The following is a 17,641-nucleotide window of genomic DNA, read 5'->3' on the forward strand; positions in this document are numbered from 1 at the left end:
AACCCGTGCGGACGGTGACGAAGCGTAGGTGGCAGGTGGCGCTCGACGTCGCCATCGGGCTGTTCCTCGCGTTCACGGTCGTCGTCGGGGCGCTGGACGCCCGGTCGTACTGGGAGCTGGCCGGCGGCCTCGTGGTCGTCACCGGCTCGGTCGCGACGGCCCGGCGGTACCCGGCCGTCTCACTCGGCTTCGCGCTGGCCGGGGCGCTGGCCGTGCCGTTCCCCTACGGCAGCCGCATGCCCGCGTGGGTGATCTTCGTGCTGGTCGCGATCGGCTACCAGGCCGGGCTGCGGATGCCGCGCGCCCGCCCCGGCATCCTGACCGGGGTGGCCGTCGCGGTCCTGGGGCTCCCGGTCGCGCTCGTCTTCGGTCCGGACGGCCTCGGCGACTGGGCGCAGCTGGTCGCGATCCTCGTCTTCGCCGGGCTGTCGCCGTGGCTGCTCGGCCGGTACGTCCGGGTCCGCGGCGAGCTCGCCCGCACCGGCTGGCGCCGGGCCGAGGAGATGGAGAGCAGGCAGCAGCTGGTCGCCGAGCAGGCCCGGCTGCGCGAGCGGGCGCGGATCGCCAGCGACATGCACGACTCGCTGGGGCACGAGCTGAGCCTGATCGCCGTCCGCGCCGCCGCGCTGGAGGTCGCGGGCGGGCTCGGCGACGCCCAGCGAGACGCCGCCGCGCAGCTGCGGACCAGCGCCGCGACGGCCACCGAGCGGCTGCGCGAGATCATCGGCGTGCTGCGCGAGGACGCCGCGCCGGTCGAGCCGGTGCAGGGCGACCTCGGCGAGCTGATCTCCCGGGCGCGGGCGTCCGGACTGCTCATCGAGTCCACAGTGGACGCCGCGGAGCGGCCGCCGATGGTGGCCCGCGCCGCCTACCGCGTGGTGCAGGAGGCACTGACGAACGTGGCGAAGCACGCGCCGGGCGCCGCCGTCTCGGTCCGGGTGACCAGCGCCGGCGCGCGGACGGACGTCAGCGTGGTCAACGCGCCGCCGCCCGCCGGGCCGTTGCCCGGGGCCGCGTCCGGGCACGTCGGGCTGATCGGCCTGCGCGAGCGCGTCCGGCTGGTCGGTGGCACGCTGCGGGCCGGGCCCGAGGCCGGCGGGTTCGCCGTCACCGCGACGCTGCCGCACGGGGCCGCGCCGGTCGAGCGGCCGGAGACCGCCTCGGACGACGAAGAAGCCGGGACGTCGACGTCGGCGCGCGCCCTCGAACTGGCCCGGCGCGACGTGCGGCGCAGCCTGATCCAGGCCGTCGCCGTCCCGCTCGGCCTGTTCGGGGTGGTCCTCGCGGTCGCCGGGATCGCGTTCCTCTACCAGTGGAACTCCTCGGAGCTGCCCACCGGGGTCTACGAGCGGCTGTGGATCGGGCAGCCGCGGACCGAGGTGGCGCCGCGGCTGCCGGAGAACCAGCGCGACGCCCGGCCGCTGCGGAGCGAGCCGCCGCTGCCGTCCGTGCCGGGGGTCGCCTGCGAGTACTACGGCAGCGGGCGGTCGTGGCTCGACAACGACTACGCCGCCTACCGGCTGTGCTTCGCCGATGGGAAACTGGTGGCGAAGGACTGGTTCACCGAGGGGGCGCCGTGATCAAGGTCGTGCTGGCCGACGACGAAGCGATGATGCGGGCGGGGGTGGCGGCGATCCTCGCCGCGGACCCGGGCATCGAGGTCGTCGCCGAAGCCGCCGACGGCCGGGAAGCGGTTTCCCAGGTGCTGGCCACGCACCCCGACGTCGTGCTGCTGGACATCCGGATGCCGGGCCTCGACGGCCTCGGCGCGGCCGCCGAGATCCGGCGGCTGCTGCCCGCGACCGGCGTCATCATGCTGACCACGTTCGGCGAGGACGACTACATCGAGCGCGCCCTCGGCCTCGGCGCGGGCGGGTTCCTGCTCAAGTCGGGCGACCCGCGCGAACTGCTCTCCGGTATCCACGCCGTCGCCGGCGGAGCCGCGTTCCTCTCGCCGAAGGTGGCCCAGCGGGTGATCGCCCGGCTCTCCGGCGGGCAGCTGGCGCGTGCCGCCGCGGCTCGCGAGCGGATCGCCGCGCTGACCCCGCGCGAGCGGGAAGTGCTGACGCTGCTGGGTTCGGGACTGTCCAATGCGGACATCGCGGCGAAGATGTTCGTCGTCGAGGGCACGGTCAAGGCGCACGTGAGCACCATCCTGACCCGGCTCGGCGCGAAGAACCGGGTCCAGGCGGCGATCACGGCGTACGAGGCGGGACTGGTCGGGGGAGACGCGGCGGCGTCCACCCCGTGATCCCCGCGCCCACACGGGCCGTCGCCTTGGCCGGCAGGCACTTCAGCAGGGCCGTGCGCAGTATCGCCGCGACGGGGTTGGTCAGCTGGGGGCCGAGTTTGCCCATCCGGACGGACTCGCGCACGACCTGCTGACTGCGCGGCCGTCGCTGCCGGTCGTAGTGCTCGAGGGCGGCGTCGACGGTGTCCTGTGTGGACACCGCGTGGGCGAGCACGACGGCGTCCTCGATGGCCTGGCAGCCACCCTGGCCGAGGAACGGCGGCATCGCGTGGGCGGCGTCGCCGAGCAGCGCGATCCGGCCCCGGGTGTAGGTCTTCAACGGGGTGCCGAGGTAGTAGAGGTCGTGGTGCAGCACGGCTTCGGGCGGAGTGGCGTCGAGGAGTGCCGGGATCGGCTCGTGCCAGTTCTCGAAGGCCGGTTCGAGGTCGGCTCGGCGGGTGTCCGGTGGGGCGAGGGTCGAGATCCACCAGTAGACGTCGCCACCGGTCAGCGGGAGGACGCCCACCTCGGTGCCGCGGTCGAAGCTCGTGCTCAGCCCGGTTCCGGGACGGCGTGCGACACCGCGGAACGCCGTGCTGCCCGAGTACACCGGCGCCGGGTGGTCCGGGAAGAGGGCGTGGCGGACCCGGCTGTGGATGCCGTCGGCCGCGACGACGAGGTCGGCGCGCAGTTCGCTCTCGTTGTAGCGGACCAGGCCGTCTTCGCGGACTTCGGTGACTTCGGCGCCGGTCCGGAGGCTGTCCGCCGGGACGGCGTCCCGGAGGGCGGCGACGAGGTCCCGCCGGTGGATCGCGCCGAGCGGCCGCCCGTGCCGTCGTTCGAACCCGGCGGCGTCGAAGCGGGTGATCCGGCGGCCGCGGCGGTCGCGGAACCCGCCTTCTCGCTGCGGCGCCAGGCGCTCGCCGAGGTCGACGCCCAGTTCGTCGAGGCTGCGCAGGGCGTTCGGCCAGAGCGAGATCCCGGCGCCGACGTCGCCGAACTCGGGCGCTTTCTCGAGAACGGTGACCGTCCAGCCGACCCGGTGCAGCCCCGCGGCCGCCGCCAGTCCGCCGATGCCGCCGCCGATTACCACCGCGTGCATGTCGCCTCCTCTACATCTGTAGAGGACTCTACACCTGTAGAGTGCCTTGTCGTGGATCGGTTGGATGTGATCGCGGACGCAGCGATCGAAGTGATCGCGGCGGAAGGCATGCGAGGCTTGACTCACCGGGCGGTGGACCGCGCGGCGGGCCTGCCGACGGGGTCGACGTCGTACTACGCGCGCACGCGGGCGGCGCTGCTGGAACTGACGATCGCGCGGATCGTGGTCCTGGACCAGGCCCCGCTGACCGGTGGCGGTGGCGGATTGGCGGAGTTCGTCGCGGGGTATGCGTTCGACGCGATCACCGCGGGCCGGACCCGGATGCTGGCGAGGTACGAGTTCGCACTGGAGGCGACCCGGCGCCCGGAGTTGCGCGCGGTGTACGACGAGGGGGGCTTGCAGATCCGCCGCCAAGCGGCGGCCGCCCTGGAGGCGGCCGGTTCCCCGGACCCTTCGCGGCACGCGAGGGTGGTGGTGGACTGGATGGAGGGGACGATCTTCGGCGCGCTGGCGGGGACGGGATCGCTGGCGCCGCCCGACTTGGCTGAGCTGGTCGCGAGCGCCCGGGACATCCTCGCGGGGATCGGCGTGGGCTGACCTCGGCCCGGTGGCCCGCCACCCTGTCGTGGTGTTCGCAGCCGGCTGAGCAACCCGGCGGTCACCCGGACCGGGGTGGCGACCCGGCGGGGTCGCGGTCGGCCGGCCGCACGCGGAACTCGGTGCCGTCCGGATCCGCCAGCACGACGGTGCCGTCGGCGCGGGCCTCGAGCCGAGTGGCGCCGAGGGAGATCAGCGCGTCGACCGCCGCCCGCTGGTCGCCGTCCGCCGGGAGCAGCTCGAAGCGCTGCCGGTTCGGCCCCGCTTCCGGCGTCACGGGCGTGCCGTCCCAGGCGTCCCAGGCGACTTTCGTGCCGCCTCGCGGTGACTGGATCGCGATCTGCTCGCCCCGGTCCCACACCACCGGCCAGCCCAGCGCTTCGCTCCAGAACAGGCCGGCCTGCCGGGTTCCGGCGCAGGTGAGCTCGCCCAGCGGGCCGCACCCGGCGAGGTAGTCGTTGCCGGGCTCGATCACGCAGAACTCGTAGCCTGCCGGGTCGGCCAGGACGACGTGCCCCTCCTCGGGCCGCTGCCCGACGTCGACGTGGCGGCCACCGAGCCGGACCGCCGTGGCCACCGTGTGCTGCTGGTCGTCGAGGTCGGCGCTGGTCAGGTGCAGGTGCATGCGGTTCGCGCCGAGCCGGCCGGCGCGGCCCGGGGCGAACCGCAGGCCGAGCTGGGCGTCCTCGCCCGGCAGCAGCACACCGCCGGCATCCTCGACGACCTCCCGGCCGAGCAGGCCGGCCCAGAAGCGTGCCGGTCCTGCCGGGTTCTCCGCGTCGAAGGTCACCGCCGGCAGTCGCGAACGCATCACCGGAACGTAGACACTGCTCTCCTGGGGCGGCAAGGCAATATCGCCCCGGGCGTTCAGGCGTCCCTGCGGCGCAACACCGCCGCGCCCGCCAGCAACGCCGCCGCGGCCCAGGCCGCGCAGATCGCCAAGCCCACCCAGGGTGCGTACGGGGCGGCCGTCATCGTGATCGGGTTCGGCTGTCCCGCCTCGACCATGGCGTTCACCCCCGCGATGCCCGGGAAGTACGGCATCGCCTCCGGCAGGCCCAGCGACGCCACGATCAGCGGCAGCGGTACCAGCAGCACGATCACCGACACCAGCGTCCCGGCCGCGCTGCGCAACGCCCAGCCGAGGCCCGCGCACAACAGACCCAGCAGCGCGAAGTACCCGCCCATGCCCGATGCCGTCGTGAAGCCCGCTTCGAACGACGTGGGCCGGCCGTGGCCGTCCATCACCGCGGTGGCCAAGGCCATTCCCGCGCACGACAGCAGCACTCCGTACGCGAACAGCACCGGCGCCAGCACCGCCGCCTTCGCCAGGACCACGCGGGACCGGACCGGTGTCCACAGCAGCGTCGAGCGGATTCCCCCGCCCGCGTACTCGCTCGTCACGCACAGCGCCGCCAGCGCGATCACCGCGAACTGGGCCAGGTAGAAACCGCCGCCGAGGGCGATCGTGTGGGCGCCCTGCGGTTCGTCTCCGAGGCGCTGGGCGATCGCCGACAGCGTGCCGTAGCACAACATCAGGGCCGTTCCCGCCGCCAGGCACCACCACGTCGCCCGGACCGACCAGAACTTCGTCCACTCCGCGGCCACCGCTCCCGGGAGCCCGCCGCCGCGTACTTCGACCGGTGCCGTCATGCCGAAACCCCGTATTCCACCGAAGAAGCCGTCAGTTCCATGTAGGCCTGCTCGAGCGACGCCGTCCGCTCGGCGAGTCCGTGCACGCGGATCCCCAGCTCGTGCACGAGGTCGCCGACGCGGGTGACGTCGACGCCGTCCACCACCAGCTCGGCCGGCTCGCCCGGGTGCGTCAGCCCGCCCTCGGCACGCAAGCGCGCGTCCAGCGCGGCGCGGTCGCCGTCGGCCGGGACGCGGACCGAGACCGTCGTGCGGGAATTGCCCGCGATGAACTCCGCCACCGGCGCGTCGGCCAGCAGCTTGCCCTTGCCGATCACCACCAGGTGGTCGGCGGTCAGCTGCATCTCGCTCATCAGGTGGCTCGAGACGAACACCGTCCGCCCCTCGGCCGCCAGCGATCGCATCAGCTGCCGCACCCAGCGGACGCCGTCCGGGTCGAGGCCGTTGACCGGCTCGTCGAACAGCAGCACCCCCGGGTCGCCGAGCAGCGCGCCCGCGATGCCGAGCCGCTGTCCCATGCCGAGCGAGAACTGCCCGGCCCGCTTGCCGGCGACATCGGACAGCCCGACGGTCGCCAGCACCTCCTCGACGCGGCTCGCCGCGATGCCGTTGCTGCGGGCCATGGCCAGCAGGTGCTTCCCGGCGCTGCGGCCCGGGTGCAGTGCTTTGGCGTCGAGCAGCGCGCCGACCTCGCGCAGCGGGTGCCGCAGCTCGGCGTAGCGCCGCCCGCCGACCAGGGCTTCACCCGCCTGCGGGTGGTCGAGCCCGACGGTCATCCGCATGGTCGTCGACTTCCCGGCGCCGTTGGGGCCGAGAAACCCGGTCACCTGGCCCGAAGCGACGTCACAGGTGAGCGCGTCGACGACGGTCTTCTCCCCGTAGCGCTTCGTGAGTCCTCTGAGTGTGATCATGCGTCGAAGTCTGCGGTCCGCGGGGGTGCGCGGGCATCGGACGACGGTCGCGGGCCGCCCCCGACTTTCGTCAGGTGCGGCGGCGGGTGTGCCGGGTCGGGACGGCGCCGGCGGGGTCCTCCGGCCAGGGGTGCTTCGGGTAGCGGCCGCGCAGGTCGGCGCGCACGGCCGGGTAGCCGGACGTCCAGAAGGACGCGAGGTCGGCGGTGATCGCCGCGGGCCGTCCGGCGGGGGAGAGCAGGTGCAGCACCACCGGGACACCGGCGATCACCGGGGTTTCGGTCCAGCCGAAGGTCTCCTGCAGTTTCACGGCGAGCACGGGCTGGTCACCGCGGTAGTCGACGCGGATGTGCGACCCCGACGGCACTTCGAGGCGGTCCGGGGCGAGGTCGTCGAGTTTCGCCGCTTCCGGCCAGGGGAGGAGGGCTTTCAGTGCGGTGCCCGCGTTGATGTTCGCCAGGTCGGACTTCCGGCGGGCGGTGCCGAGGTCGAGCCAGGAGTCCACATCGGACAACAAGGCGGCGTCGTCGACCGGGGGCCAGGGCGGGCCGAGGACGCGGTGCAGGAAGGCCATCCGTTCGCGGAGGCGGATCGCGTCCTGGCTCCACTTCAGGAGGCCGAGTCCTTCGGATTTCAGGCCGGTGACCAGGGCGTCGCGGACGTCGGCGTGCTTGAGCGGCTTCTCGGACAGGACGATGGCGCCGAGCTTGCGGACCCGCCGGGCGACGACATCGCCGTCCCAGGTGACTTCGTCCACTTCGGACACCTGGCCGGCGCGTACGGCGAGGGTCTCGTCGGCGGGCGCGGCGAGGCGGATGGTGCCGTGGACGCGGCCGGGATCACGGGTGGCCTCGGCGATCGCCAGCCACTCGGCGTCGAGGCCGCTGCCGGGCGGGAGTTCGGCGGCGGTGCCGCCGGCCATGAGGTAGACGGGCGCGCCGCCGGGACGCCGCTTGGCGAGCCGTTCCGGGTGGGCGAGGGCGACGACCAGCGCGGGATCGGGCCGGCCGGCTGCCCGGGCGGGTGAAACCAAGCCCTCCAGCCGCCGCACTTCCCGCTTCCAGCGCCGCGCTCCTTCGTCCCCCGCCGAGCGCAGGCGCCTCAGCTCCGCGTGCACGTCCGTCAGCGTCGCGCCCGCGTCCAGCAGCGCCACCACCTCGGCCGCGTTGCGGGCGCCCACTTCGGAAGATCCGTCCAGGAGCGCGCGGGCCAGCCGCGGGTGCAGGCCGAGCTCGGCCATCCGGCGTCCGCGCCGGGTCACCGTCCCGTCCGACGACGTCGCGCCCAGCGTCACCAGCAGCGCCCGGCCCGCGGCCAGCGCGCCTTCGCCCGGTGGGTCCCACCAGGCCAGCCCGCTGCCGTCGGGGGTCGACCAGCACGCCAGCTCCAGCGCCAGCCGGGCCAGCTCGGCCGTGCGGATCTCCGGTTCGGGGTACGCCGGCAGCGTCGCCTGCTCGTGCTCGGCCCAGCAGCGGTACGCCCGCCCGGGCGCCTCCCGGCCCGCGCGGCCGGACCGCTGCGTGGCCACCGCCGCCGACACCCGGACCGTCGCCAGCCCCGGCAGCCCGCGCCGGTGGTCGACGCGCGGCACGCGCGCCAGTCCCGAGTCCACCACCGCGCGCACGCCCGGCACCGTCAGGCTCGACTCCGCCACCGCCGTCGCCAGCACCACCCGCCGCCGGTCACGCGGCCGGAGCGCGTCGTCCTGGTGCGCCGCCGACAACCGGCCGTGCAGCGGGAGAACGTCCACAGTGTCCGATTCGGACAGTCGCAGCAAGCCCGTCGTCCGCGCGATCTCTCCCGCGCCGGGCAGGAAGGCGAGCACGTCACCGTCGCCGTCGGACAACGCCGTCCGCACCGCCCGCGCGACACAGGCCTCGACGCGTTCGCCGCGCCCCGGCGGGACGTAGGAGAACTCCACCGGGTAGGTCCGTGCCGTGGCCGTCACCACCGGGGCGTCGCCGAGCAGGGCCGCGAGCCGCCCGGACGCGACCGTCGCCGACGTCGCCAGCAGCCGCAAGTCCTCGCGCAGCCCGGCGCGGACGTCCAAGAGCAGCGCGAGCAGCAGGTCGGCGTCCAGGTGCCGTTCGTGGCACTCGTCGAGCAGCACCGTCGAGACGCCGGGCAGTTCCGGATCGCCCTGCACGCGCCGTACCAGCAGCCCCGACGTCACGACCTCGATCCGGGTCCGCGCGGACACCTTCCGGTCGCCGCGCACGGCGTAGCCCACCGTCTCGCCGACCGGTTCACCCAGCAGCGCCGCCATCCGCGCCGCCGCCGCGCGGGCCGCCAGCCGCCGTGGCTCGGCGACCACGACCCGGCCCTCGGCCGCCGCCGCCAGGGCGAGCGGGACCAGCGTCGTCTTCCCCGTGCCGGGCGGCGCCACGAGCACCGCGGTGCCGCGTTCGCCGAGCGCGGCGACGACGTCGGGCAGCACGGCACGCACCGGCAGGTCGGGGAGCTTCACTTCGACGCGACCTCGGGGGGCGGGGGCAGCTGGTATCCGGACGGGCCGATGTTCGCGTTGAGCGAGCGCAGCCATTCGCCGGAGGAGATCATCTTCCGGATGGCGTCGTCGACCGCGGTCACCCCCTGGGTGTCGTCCTTGCGCAGGCCGACGCCGTAGCTCTCCTTCGAGAACGGCTTCCCGACGATCTTCAGCAGCTCCGGGTCGCGCGCGACGTAGCCGGCCAGGATCACCGCGTCCGTGGTCACCGCGTCGATCTGCCCGGCGAGCAGCGCGGTCACGCAGTCGGAGTACCGCGGGTACTCGACCAGCTGGACGGCCTGGGCGTACTTGTCCTTCACCTGCTGCGCCGGCGTCGACCCGGTGACCGAGCACAGCCGGCGCCCGTTCAGCGCCTCGGGCCCGGCGATGTCGGCCGACGTCCGCCGCACCAGCAGGTCCTGGCCGGTGGTGAAGTACGGGCCGGCGAACGACACGACCTGCTTGCGCTTGTCGGTGATCGAGTAGCTCGCCACGACCAGGTCGACGGCGCCGGAGGTGAGGTCCGTTTCCCGCGTCGCCGACGTCGTCTCGCGCCACGTGATGTCCTTCGCGGGCACGCCGAGCTCGCTCGCGACGAAAGTCGCGACGTCGACGTCGAACCCGACGAACCGGCCGTCGATGGTGTGCTCGGAAAGCCCCGGGGCGTCGAACCGGATGCCGATGGTCAGATGATCCGCGGCACTCGCCCGGGTGACGAGCGAGTCCGCAGGCGAGACCTTCGCCGGGCCGCACGCCGACACGGTGACCAGCAGCAACGCCGAGCCGAGGAGCGTGCGCCACCGCATCCGGCCGCTCCCTCCGCCTCACGTTGTTCTCAGGTCCCCCCGTTAGCCTAAGCGCGTGGTGCGACCGTCCCAACCCGTGCTGAACACCGTCGGCACGCTCGCCCGGCTCGGGCTGGCGGCCGTCTGGCTCGTTTCCGGTGCGCTCAAGCTGGCGGACCCCGGCCAGACGCTGATCGCCGTGCAGGCGTACGAGGTGCTGCCGGACGCGCTCGAAGACGTGGTGGCCATCGCGCTGCCGCTCGTGGAACTCGTGCTCGGGCTGCTGCTGCTCGCCGGCCTGGCGACCCGGTGGACCGCCGCGGCCGCGCTGGGGCTGCTGCTCGTGCTCATCGCCGGTATCGCCCAATCGTGGGCGCGCGGCCTGAGCATCGACTGCGGGTGCTTCGGCGGCGGCGGCCACGTGGCGGCGGGGCAGACCGAGTACCCGCAGGAGATCCTCCGCGACACGGGGTTCGCGCTGCTCGCCGTCTGGCTGCTGGCGCGCCCGCGCACCTGGCTGTCGCTCGACGGCTGGCTGGCGCGAGGTCGCGGGAACTCGGGCGAGCCCGAACACGACTACTCGGGTATCGCGGAAGGGAATTGATACACAGTGGGTGGAGCTGAGCGGACCGCGCGGAAGCGCCGTCAGGCCGCGCAGGCCGGAGGTGCGCGGGCGGTGGCCCAGGCCAGGGGCGCGTCCGGGGACAAGCGGAAGTGGATCATCGGCATCGGTGCCGTGGTCGTCTTGACCTTGCTGGTGATCGGCGGCGTGATCTGGACGATCGCGGACCGGAACCAGACCGAGGGCCAGGTGATCAACCCCGGCGCGTCGGCGAGCGCGCTGGCGGGCGATGTCACCCAGAAGCGCAACGGCGTGGTCGTCACCGTGGGGAAGGCCGGCGCCAAGGCCTCGATCGACGTCTACGCCGACTTCCTCTGCCCGATCTGCGGCGAGTTCGAGAAGCAGTACAAGAGCCAGGTCGAGCAGGCGATCAACGACGGCAAGCTGCAGGTGCGCTACCACATGGTGCCGCTGCTCAACCAGCGCTCCAGCCCGCCGGGCTACTCGCTCGACTCGGCGAACGCGGCGCTGGCCGCGGCCGACGCCGGCAAGTTCCTCCAGTTCCACGACGCGCTGTTCGCCAACCAGCCCCAAGAGGGCAAGCGCGGCTACGACAAGGCGCAGTTGATCGAGCTCGGCAAGAACGTCGGGATCACCGACCCGGAGTTCGCCCAGACCGTCAACGCCGGCACCTACGACCAGCAGCTGAACGCCGCGTTCCAGCAGATCGAGAACGACCCGAAGCTGGCGCAGGACTTCGGCGGCGGGCAGACCGGGTTCGGCACGCCGACGGTCACCGCGAACGGCTCGATCGTGTCCTGGCAGGACCCGAACTGGCTCAAGAAGGTCACCGGCTGACTCCGGGCAATTCGCCCACCCGGGTACGGACCGTGGACTAGGCTGATTCCCGCACGACATCTCTTCGGGGGTCCGGGTGGCGGAGCCCCCGGCGCGGGCGAAGCCCGGATGTCACAGGAACCGGGGGTGCCTCGCGTACGTCGCATCCCCGGTGACAGGGAGGGCCAGTGGACGGTTCGGGGTTTCACGTCGATGAGGGCGCGTACACGCGGTACGCGCGCGAAGTCGACCCGCTCGGGGAAGACGTCAAAGGGGCTGCCGACAAGCACGTCGGCCCGCACGTGACGCTCGGTGGCCACGGCTTTTCCGAGATGGGCGGCGAGTCCGGCTTCTCCGGCGCCTACAGCGGCCGGATGCGCGCGCTGCAGGAGAAGATGCACCGCGTCGGCGGCGGCTGGGGGCAGGTCGGCGAAGCCGCCCGGCAGACCGATCGCAACTACGCGGCGGTCGAGGGCGAACACGGCGACGTCGTCCGGCGGCTCGGCGGCGACCTCGGGCAGGACCGCGCGTGACCGAGCAACACACCGACCAGCTCGTCCGGCACGGCCTGGACACGACGAACCAGTTCGCGCAGAAGCTGCGCCACGATCCGGCGGCCATCGGCGGCGCGCGGGACGCGCACGTCGCGCTGCAGACGTCGGTGGGCCGCACCCGCGACGTCGCGTCGGAGCAGCGCGTTTCGCTGGCGTCGGCCAGCTCGGGCTCGACGACCGACCGCGCCACGGCGACGTCGCAGAGCCTGGAGAAGGAGGTCCAGGACCTCCTCGACGAGAGCGCCGAGATCGAGAAGGCCGTCGCGGAGGCGGCCGAGACGCTGCACGTCGGCGAGATCAAGAACGACCAGGTCCGCGACCAGATCATCAAGGAGATCGCGGCGTCGATGAAGGCGCTGGAAGCGGTGAAGACCATCCAGCCGCCGGAGAGCCGCGGCGCCGCTTCGCGCGACATCCTGATGAAGCTGCAGACGAAGATCAGCCAGCTCACCGGGCAGGCGGCGACGTTCAGCGAGCAGACGATCAACGATCTGACCGCCATCGGTGGCCGGCTCGGTGGCGGCGAGCAGTCGACGTCGGCTTCGTCGGCCGCTCCCTCGACCAAGGTCGGATCGTCGTTCAACAGCAACAGCGGGTACTCCGGCGGTTCGGACGGCGGTGGCGGCGGGGGAGGTGGCGGCGGCGGTGGTGGCGGTGGCGCCGTCCACAAACCGCGGCTACCGGTGGCGATTCCGCCGCAGCCCGGCAGCGGCGTCGCGATCAACCTGCCCGGCGGCAAGCAGGTCATGGCGCCGAACGAAACCGCGGCGAAGGCCGTGCGCAACGCGCTCTCCCAGCTCGGCGTGCCGTACGTGTGGGGCGGCACGGCCCGCGGTGTCGGCCTCGACTGCAGCGGGCTGACCATGACCTCCTACCAGGACGCCGGCCTGCAGCTGCCGCGGACGGCGGCGCAGCAGACGGTCGGGGCCGAGGTGCCCTCGATCGACCAGCTGCTGCCCGGCGACCTCGTGGTGTGGTCCGGGCACGTGGCGATGGTGATCGGCGACGGCCAGATGGTCGAGGCGGGTGACCCGGTGCAGGTCAGCAAGATCCGTACCACGAACGCGGGACAGTCGTTCATCGGCTTCTACCGGCCTACGGGGTGAGCTGTGGCTGAATTCGACATCGACCTGGCGTCCGCGCGGATCGCCGAACAGGCGGAGCGGGCGGGCGCGGAGGCGTCCGCGCGCCTCGCGCGCTCGGGTCCGGTGGTGGGCAAGGCTTCGTCCGGCGGCATCGAGGTCCAGGTGGCGCCGGGCGGGTTGCTGACCGGCGTGTCGATCCACCGATCGGAGCTGCGGCACGGGTCCGCGGTGCTCGCCGACCGGATCTTCGAGCTGGCCCAGCGCGCGACCCGCCGCGCGGGCGACCGGATGTACCACGCGCTGTCGCCCGTCGTCGATCGCGAGCAGCTGGAAACCCTGGGCTACGAACCGATTCCGGACGACGACCCGGACGCCGAGACCTACTCCTACGGTGGGGGACCGCGGTGATCACGACCCGCCAGCTGATCGCCCAGGCCCGGGCCCGCGAAGAGGCCATGGCCCGCGTGGAGGAACTGCTCGCGTCGGCGTCGGGCACGGCCCACGACCTCGACGGCCAGGTCGAGGTGACGGTCGACGCCCGCGGAAAGCTCCTGCGGCTGTGGTTGGCCCCCTCGGCGGTGGACCTGGGTGAGCGACTGGGGCCGCTGGTGGTCGAGATCGCCCAGGCGGCGATGCGCGAGGCCACCCAGGACGGCTACAACAAGGTGGCCTTGCTGCTCGGCGAGGACATGACGGCCATGGTCGAGCAGATGACCGGGATGCCGGCCCCGGCCCGCGCCGAGGACGACGACCCGGGCATGACGGTCGAGGAGTTCCAGCGGCAGCGGGCCGAGCGGCTGGGGGCGGCACCTTCGTCACCGGAGCCCGCTCCGGCCGCGAGTGTCGAGGACGAGGACGCCTATTGGGAGTCCTTTGACCCGGCTTCGCTGCGCTCGGATCGTTAAGCCAGCTGGGCGGTCGAGTTCGCGCCGTCCAGCGACTCGCGGATGATGTCCGCGTGGCCGGCGTGCTGGGCCGTCTCGTGGATCAAGTGCAGCACGATCCGGCGGGCCGACCAGAACTGGGGTTCCGGGGGTGACCACGGTGTCGTCGGCAGCTGCACCTCGATGTCGAGCGAAGGCAGCGAAGCCACGTACTCGTCCGTCGCGGCGGCGGCCTCTGCGTAAGCCGTGAGCCAGTGGGACAGCGTCTCGCTCATCGCGTACTGGTCCGTGTCCAGCATGCCGTCCGGCAGCGATCCGTCGGCCGTCCGCAGGATCTGCAGCCAGAGGCGCTCGCCCGTGGCCAGGTGGCGGATCAAGCCGCCCAGGGTCAGCTCGCTGACCGTCGTGCGCTTGGCCGCGTCGGCGTCCGAGACGCCGCGGGCCGGGATCAGCAAGCGCTTGCGGACTTCGGCCAGCAGGCCCAGGAGGTCTTCGTGTTCGCGAGTCATGGTGTCACCGTATGGCCGAATCAGGCCAGTTCCCGACCGGAAGTCCCATCCCGCTGAGCGGAAACCGAGTTCATTCAGAGGTCTGGACCAACCCGTAACGGCTATGTATTAATTCAAGGCGTGAATTTTGGTCTCTCGACGAGGAGGACCCGGATGCGCCTCGAACGCAGGCTCGGCATCGGCGCGCTGGCTCTGGCGTTGCTGCTGGCGTCGGAAACACCCGCGACGGCCGGGTACGGCCCGGCCTACCGGGACGCCTGGCGGCCGGTCAAGGTGCGGGTGGCCGACCTGCTGGGCCGGATGTCCCTCGACGACAAGCTCGGCCAGATGATGCAGGCCGAACGGCTCGGAGTCAAAAGCCCGGCGGACGTGACCACCGGACGGCTCGGCTCGCTGCTCTCCGGCGGCAGCTCGCAGCCGGCCCCGAACACCCCCGTCACCTGGGCCGACATGTACGACGGCTTCCAGAAGGCCGCGCTCGCCACGCCGCTGGGCATCCCGCTGATCTACGGGGTCGACGCCGTCCACGGGCACAACGGCCTCTACGGCGCCACCGTCTTCCCGCACAACATCGGCCTCGGCGCGACGCGCGATCCGCGGCTGGTCGAGAAGATCGGCCGCGCCACCGCGGAAGAGGTCTCCGGCACCGGGATCGACTGGGACTTCGCGCCCTGCCTGTGCGTCGCCCGCAACGACCGCTGGGGCCGCACCTACGAGTCCTTCGGCGAGGTCCCGCAGCTCGCCACGCAGATGACGTCGATCATCACCGGCCTGCAGGGGCGCCGGCTGAACCAGCCCGGCTCGGTGCTGGCCACCGCCAAGCACTACGTCGGCGACGGCGGCACCACCGGCGGCGTCAACGAGGGCAACACCGAGATCAGCGAGCAGGAACTGCGCGCGATCCACCTCCCGCCGTTCAAGGCCGCGGTCCAGCGCGGGGTCGGCTCGGTGATGATCTCCTACAGCAGCTGGAACGGCGTCAAGATGCACGCCGGCTCCTACCTGGTCAACGACGTCCTCAAGAAGGAACTCGGGTTCACCGGGATCGTCGTCTCCGACTACAACGGCGTCGACAAGATCGACGGCAAGAGCGGCTTCACCCCGGAAGAGGTCGAGGCGTCGATCAACGCCGGCATCGACATGGTGATGGTGCCCTACGAGTGGCAGAAGTTCATCGACACGCTGCGGTCGCTGGTGGAACAGGGCCGCGTGCCGATGTCCCGGATCGACGACGCCAACCGCCGCATCCTCACCAAGAAGTTCGAGCTCGGCCTGTTCGAGCACCCGCTGACCGACCGCCGGTTCCTGAACACGATCGGCAGCAAGCCGCACCGCGATCTCGCGCGCCAGGCCGTGCGGGAATCCCAGGTGCTGCTGAAGAACGAAGGGAATGTCCTGCCGCTTTCGAAGCGGGGCAAGGTCTTCGTGGCCGGCAAGAACGCCGACGACCTCGGCAACCAGTCCGGCGGCTGGACGGTCGGGTGGCAAGGCACCAGCGGTCCGGTCATCCCGGGCACCACCATCCTGCAGGGCCTCCGGCAGAAGTCCTCGAACGTCACCTTCGCCAAGGACGGCACGGGGATCGACAAGAGCTACGACGTCGCCGTCGCGGTCGTGGGGGAGACGCCGTACGCCGAAGGCAAGGGCGATCGGCCCCAGGGGATGGGGCTGGACGCCACCGACCTCGCCACGCTGCAGAAGCTGAAGGACTCCGGGGTGCCGACGGTGGTCGTGCTCGTGTCCGGACGTCCGCTCGACATCGCCGCGCAGCTGCCGGACTGGGCCGGGCTCCTCGAATCGTGGCTCCCGGGCAGCGAAGGACAGGGCGTCGCCGACGTTCTCTTCGGCGACTACAACCCGACCGGCAAGCTGCCGGTGACCTGGATGCGCAGCGCCGGCCAGCAGCCGATCAACGCCGGCGACGGCCAACCCGCGCTGTTCCCGTTCGGCTTCGGCCTGCGGTACCCGCACCGCCCCTGGTGATCCCCGTCCCCCACCGGAAAGGTCCGCCCATGAGATCCCGCCGTCCGCTGATCCGGATCCTGGCGTTCTTCGCCGCGTGCCTGGGGTTGAGCCTCGGCGCTCCGCCCGTCCAGGCCGCGACCCCGTTCAAGGTGCTGGCTTTCTACAGCGGCAGTTACGACGCCGCGCACATCAGCTTCGAGAAGGAAGCGAACGTCTGGTTCCCGCAGCAGGCGTCGGCCAACGGGTTCACCTACACCGCGACGACCAACTGGAACCAGCTCACGACCATCACTCCGGACCAGTACCAGGTGGTGCTGTTCCTCGACGACCAGCCGCAGTCGCAGGCGCAGTTCCAGGGCTTCCAGCGGTACATGCAGGCGGGTGGCGGGTTCTTCGGCTTCCACGTCACCGCCTACAACGACAGCTCGACGCCGTCGTACGCCAACTGGTTCCACAACGACTTCCTCGGCACCGGCCGGTTCACGTCGAACACGTGGGGCCCCACCCCGGAGACGCTGAAGATCGAGAACCGCACGCACCCGTCGACGGTGAACCTGCCGGCGACGATCCGGTCGTCGACGTCGGAGTGGTACGCCTGGCAGAACGACCTGCGCCAGAACGGCAACATCACCGTCCTGGCGTCGATGGACCAGGGCACCTTCCCGATCGGCACCGACCCGAACCAGACCTGGTACAGCGGTTACTACCCGATCGCGTGGACGAACAAGAACTACAAGATGCTCTACGCCAACTTCGGCCACAACGCGATGAACTACGACACGAACACGGCGCTGTCGTCGACGTTCGAGAGCGCCGACCAGAACCGGTTCGTGCTCGACGGGCTCAAGTGGCTCGGCGGCGGCTCGACCGGGCCGACCGACCCGGGCACGATCGACCCCGCGGCCTTCTACGCGGTGACTAACAAGGCGTCCGGCAAGTGCGTCGACGCCCGCGCGGCCGGCAGCGCCAACGGCACGGTGATCCAGCAGTACACGTGCAACGGCACCGCCGCCCAGCAGTACCAGTTCGCCCCGACGAGCGGCGGCTACGACCGGATCAACAACCGGACGAACGCGGCCGAGGTCATCGACGTCACCGACGTCTCGACCGCGGACAACGCCGGGCTGCAGCTGTGGTCCTACAGCGGCGGCGGCAACCAGCAGTGGCAGCCGGTGCCCGAGGGCGGCGGCTACTACCACTTCGTCGCCCGCCACAGCGGCAAGTGCCTGACCGTGCCGGGCTCGTCCACGGCGGACAGCGTCCAGCTGGTCCAGGCGGCCTGCAGCGGCAGCGCCGCTCAGTCGTTCAAGGTCGCCTAGCGTTCGGCTCGCGGCGCCGTCCGACGGTCGGGGGGCGGTGCCGCGAGCGGATGGCCGTCTGGCACCTCGGCGAGGACTCCGGTGGGCGCTCGGGGGTGTTGTACCCGATCTTGCGCAGGATGCTCGACGACGGCTGGGAGTCGGCGGAAGAAGCGCGGAA

18 protein-coding genes are annotated in these 17,641 nt (G+C 72.3%); 11 read left to right on the forward strand and 7 right to left on the reverse strand.

Annotation, left to right across the window (positions count from 1 at the left end):
- Positions 1 to 5: 5 nt before the first annotated feature.
- Positions 6 to 1,580: a sensor histidine kinase gene (locus QRY02_RS44200; protein ID WP_285988633.1), complete on the forward strand. Its 1,575-nt coding sequence runs from the start codon at positions 6 to 8 to the stop codon at positions 1,578 to 1,580.
- Positions 1,577 to 2,251, forward strand: coding sequence for a response regulator transcription factor (locus tag QRY02_RS44205; RefSeq protein ID WP_285988634.1), 675 nt, complete (start codon positions 1,577 to 1,579; stop codon positions 2,249 to 2,251). Before QRY02_RS44200 ends, QRY02_RS44205 begins: the two co-directional genes overlap by 4 nt.
- On the opposite strand, the gene QRY02_RS44210 is transcribed toward QRY02_RS44205, so the two are convergent.
- Positions 2,196 to 3,332, reverse strand: a complete 1,137-nt coding sequence (locus tag QRY02_RS44210) for an FAD-dependent monooxygenase (protein ID WP_285988635.1) — start codon at positions 3,330 to 3,332, stop codon at positions 2,196 to 2,198. The two genes, QRY02_RS44205 and QRY02_RS44210, sit on opposite strands and share 56 nt — an antisense overlap.
- Here QRY02_RS44210 and QRY02_RS44215 point away from each other — a divergent pair.
- The gene (locus QRY02_RS44215; protein WP_353068349.1) at positions 3,273 to 3,929 is read left to right on the forward strand and encodes a TetR/AcrR family transcriptional regulator; all 657 of its coding nucleotides are present in this window, start codon (positions 3,273 to 3,275) and stop codon (positions 3,927 to 3,929) included. The genes QRY02_RS44210 and QRY02_RS44215 overlap by 60 nt on opposite strands.
- Positions 3,930 to 3,990: 61 nt before the next feature.
- Here QRY02_RS44215 and QRY02_RS44220 read toward each other — a convergent pair whose 3' ends face one another.
- From QRY02_RS44220 to QRY02_RS44240, 5 genes are all read right to left on the reverse strand, one after another.
- Positions 3,991 to 4,740 carry a VOC family protein gene (locus tag QRY02_RS44220; RefSeq protein ID WP_285988637.1) on the reverse strand — a complete coding sequence of 250 codons (750 nt, stop codon included), beginning with the start codon at positions 4,738 to 4,740 and terminating at the stop codon, positions 3,991 to 3,993.
- A gap of 56 nt (positions 4,741 to 4,796) precedes the next feature.
- Complete coding sequence (locus QRY02_RS44225) at positions 4,797 to 5,582, reverse strand: ABC transporter permease (RefSeq protein WP_285988638.1); 786 nt, start codon at positions 5,580 to 5,582, stop codon at positions 4,797 to 4,799.
- Positions 5,579 to 6,493, reverse strand: coding sequence for an ATP-binding cassette domain-containing protein (locus QRY02_RS44230; RefSeq protein WP_285988639.1), 915 nt, complete (start codon positions 6,491 to 6,493; stop codon positions 5,579 to 5,581). Before QRY02_RS44230 ends, QRY02_RS44225 begins: the two co-directional genes overlap by 4 nt.
- Before the next feature lie 70 nt (positions 6,494 to 6,563).
- Entirely contained in the window at positions 6,564 to 8,960 is a 2,397-nt protein-coding gene (hrpB, locus tag QRY02_RS44235) for an ATP-dependent helicase HrpB (protein ID WP_285988640.1), read from the reverse strand.
- On the reverse strand, positions 8,957 to 9,787 hold the full coding sequence (locus QRY02_RS44240; RefSeq protein WP_285988641.1) for a glutamate ABC transporter substrate-binding protein: 831 nt from the start codon (positions 9,785 to 9,787) through the stop codon (positions 8,957 to 8,959). The genes hrpB and QRY02_RS44240 overlap by 4 nt, the downstream gene beginning before the upstream one ends.
- Positions 9,788 to 9,863: 76 nt before the next feature.
- On the opposite strand from QRY02_RS44240, the gene QRY02_RS44245 reads away from it, so the two are divergent.
- From QRY02_RS44245 to QRY02_RS44270, 6 genes are all read left to right on the forward strand, one after another.
- Entirely contained in the window at positions 9,864 to 10,370 is a 507-nt protein-coding gene (locus QRY02_RS44245; RefSeq protein WP_285994093.1) for a MauE/DoxX family redox-associated membrane protein, read from the forward strand.
- A 72-nt stretch (positions 10,371 to 10,442) separates the two neighbouring features.
- On the forward strand, positions 10,443 to 11,186 hold the full coding sequence (locus tag QRY02_RS44250; protein ID WP_285988642.1) for a DsbA family protein: 744 nt from the start codon (positions 10,443 to 10,445) through the stop codon (positions 11,184 to 11,186).
- A gap of 167 nt (positions 11,187 to 11,353) precedes the next feature.
- The gene (locus tag QRY02_RS44255) at positions 11,354 to 11,698 is read left to right on the forward strand and encodes a hypothetical protein (RefSeq protein ID WP_285988643.1); all 345 of its coding nucleotides are present in this window, start codon (positions 11,354 to 11,356) and stop codon (positions 11,696 to 11,698) included.
- Entirely contained in the window at positions 11,695 to 12,825 is a 1,131-nt protein-coding gene (locus QRY02_RS44260) for a C40 family peptidase (protein WP_285988644.1), read from the forward strand. The genes QRY02_RS44255 and QRY02_RS44260 overlap by 4 nt, the downstream gene beginning before the upstream one ends.
- Positions 12,826 to 12,828: 3 nt before the next feature.
- On the forward strand, positions 12,829 to 13,212 hold the full coding sequence (locus QRY02_RS44265) for a YbaB/EbfC family DNA-binding protein (RefSeq protein WP_285988645.1): 384 nt from the start codon (positions 12,829 to 12,831) through the stop codon (positions 13,210 to 13,212).
- On the forward strand, positions 13,209 to 13,709 hold the full coding sequence (locus tag QRY02_RS44270; RefSeq protein WP_285988646.1) for a YbaB/EbfC family nucleoid-associated protein: 501 nt from the start codon (positions 13,209 to 13,211) through the stop codon (positions 13,707 to 13,709). The genes QRY02_RS44265 and QRY02_RS44270 overlap by 4 nt, the downstream gene beginning before the upstream one ends.
- Here the strand turns inward: QRY02_RS44270 and QRY02_RS44275 are convergent.
- A complete protein-coding gene (locus tag QRY02_RS44275; RefSeq protein ID WP_285988647.1) occupies positions 13,706 to 14,197 on the reverse strand; it encodes a mycothiol transferase in 492 nt (163 codons plus the stop codon). The genes QRY02_RS44270 and QRY02_RS44275 overlap by 4 nt on opposite strands.
- Positions 14,198 to 14,350: 153 nt before the next feature.
- Here QRY02_RS44275 and QRY02_RS44280 point away from each other — a divergent pair, with 153 nt between their 5' ends.
- Together QRY02_RS44280 and QRY02_RS44285 are read left to right on the forward strand one after the other, a co-directional pair.
- Entirely contained in the window at positions 14,351 to 16,180 is a 1,830-nt protein-coding gene (locus QRY02_RS44280; protein WP_285988648.1) for a glycoside hydrolase family 3 protein, read from the forward strand.
- Between the two features lie 29 nt (positions 16,181 to 16,209).
- Positions 16,210 to 17,481 carry an RICIN domain-containing protein gene (locus QRY02_RS44285; protein WP_285988649.1) on the forward strand — a complete coding sequence of 424 codons (1,272 nt, stop codon included), beginning with the start codon at positions 16,210 to 16,212 and terminating at the stop codon, positions 17,479 to 17,481.
- The last annotated feature ends 160 nt before the right edge of the window (positions 17,482 to 17,641 follow it).

Origin of the sequence: Amycolatopsis sp. DG1A-15b, assembly GCF_030285645.1 — a bacterium.
Classification (GTDB): Bacteria; Actinomycetota; Actinomycetes; order Mycobacteriales; family Pseudonocardiaceae; genus Amycolatopsis.

Excerpts from the sequence above, each read along its gene's own strand:
- QRY02_RS44225 (WP_285988638.1), bottom strand. The coding sequence starts at position 5,582 with ATGACGGCACCGGTCGAAGTACGCGGCGGCGGGCTCCCGGGAGCGGTG.
- QRY02_RS44280 (WP_285988648.1), top strand. The coding sequence starts at position 14,351 with ATGCGCCTCGAACGCAGGCTCGGCATCGGCGCGCTGGCTCTGGCGTTG.
- QRY02_RS44285 (WP_285988649.1), top strand. The coding sequence starts at position 16,210 with ATGAGATCCCGCCGTCCGCTGATCCGGATCCTGGCGTTCTTCGCCGCG.
- QRY02_RS44275 (WP_285988647.1), bottom strand. The coding sequence starts at position 14,197 with ATGACTCGCGAACACGAAGACCTCCTGGGCCTGCTGGCCGAAGTCCGC.
- QRY02_RS44230 (WP_285988639.1), bottom strand. The coding sequence starts at position 6,493 with ATGATCACACTCAGAGGACTCACGAAGCGCTACGGGGAGAAGACCGTC.
- QRY02_RS44210 (WP_285988635.1), bottom strand. The coding sequence starts at position 3,332 with ATGCACGCGGTGGTAATCGGCGGCGGCATCGGCGGACTGGCGGCGGCC.
- QRY02_RS44240 (WP_285988641.1), bottom strand. The coding sequence starts at position 9,787 with ATGCGGTGGCGCACGCTCCTCGGCTCGGCGTTGCTGCTGGTCACCGTG.
- QRY02_RS44220 (WP_285988637.1), bottom strand. The coding sequence starts at position 4,740 with ATGCGTTCGCGACTGCCGGCGGTGACCTTCGACGCGGAGAACCCGGCA.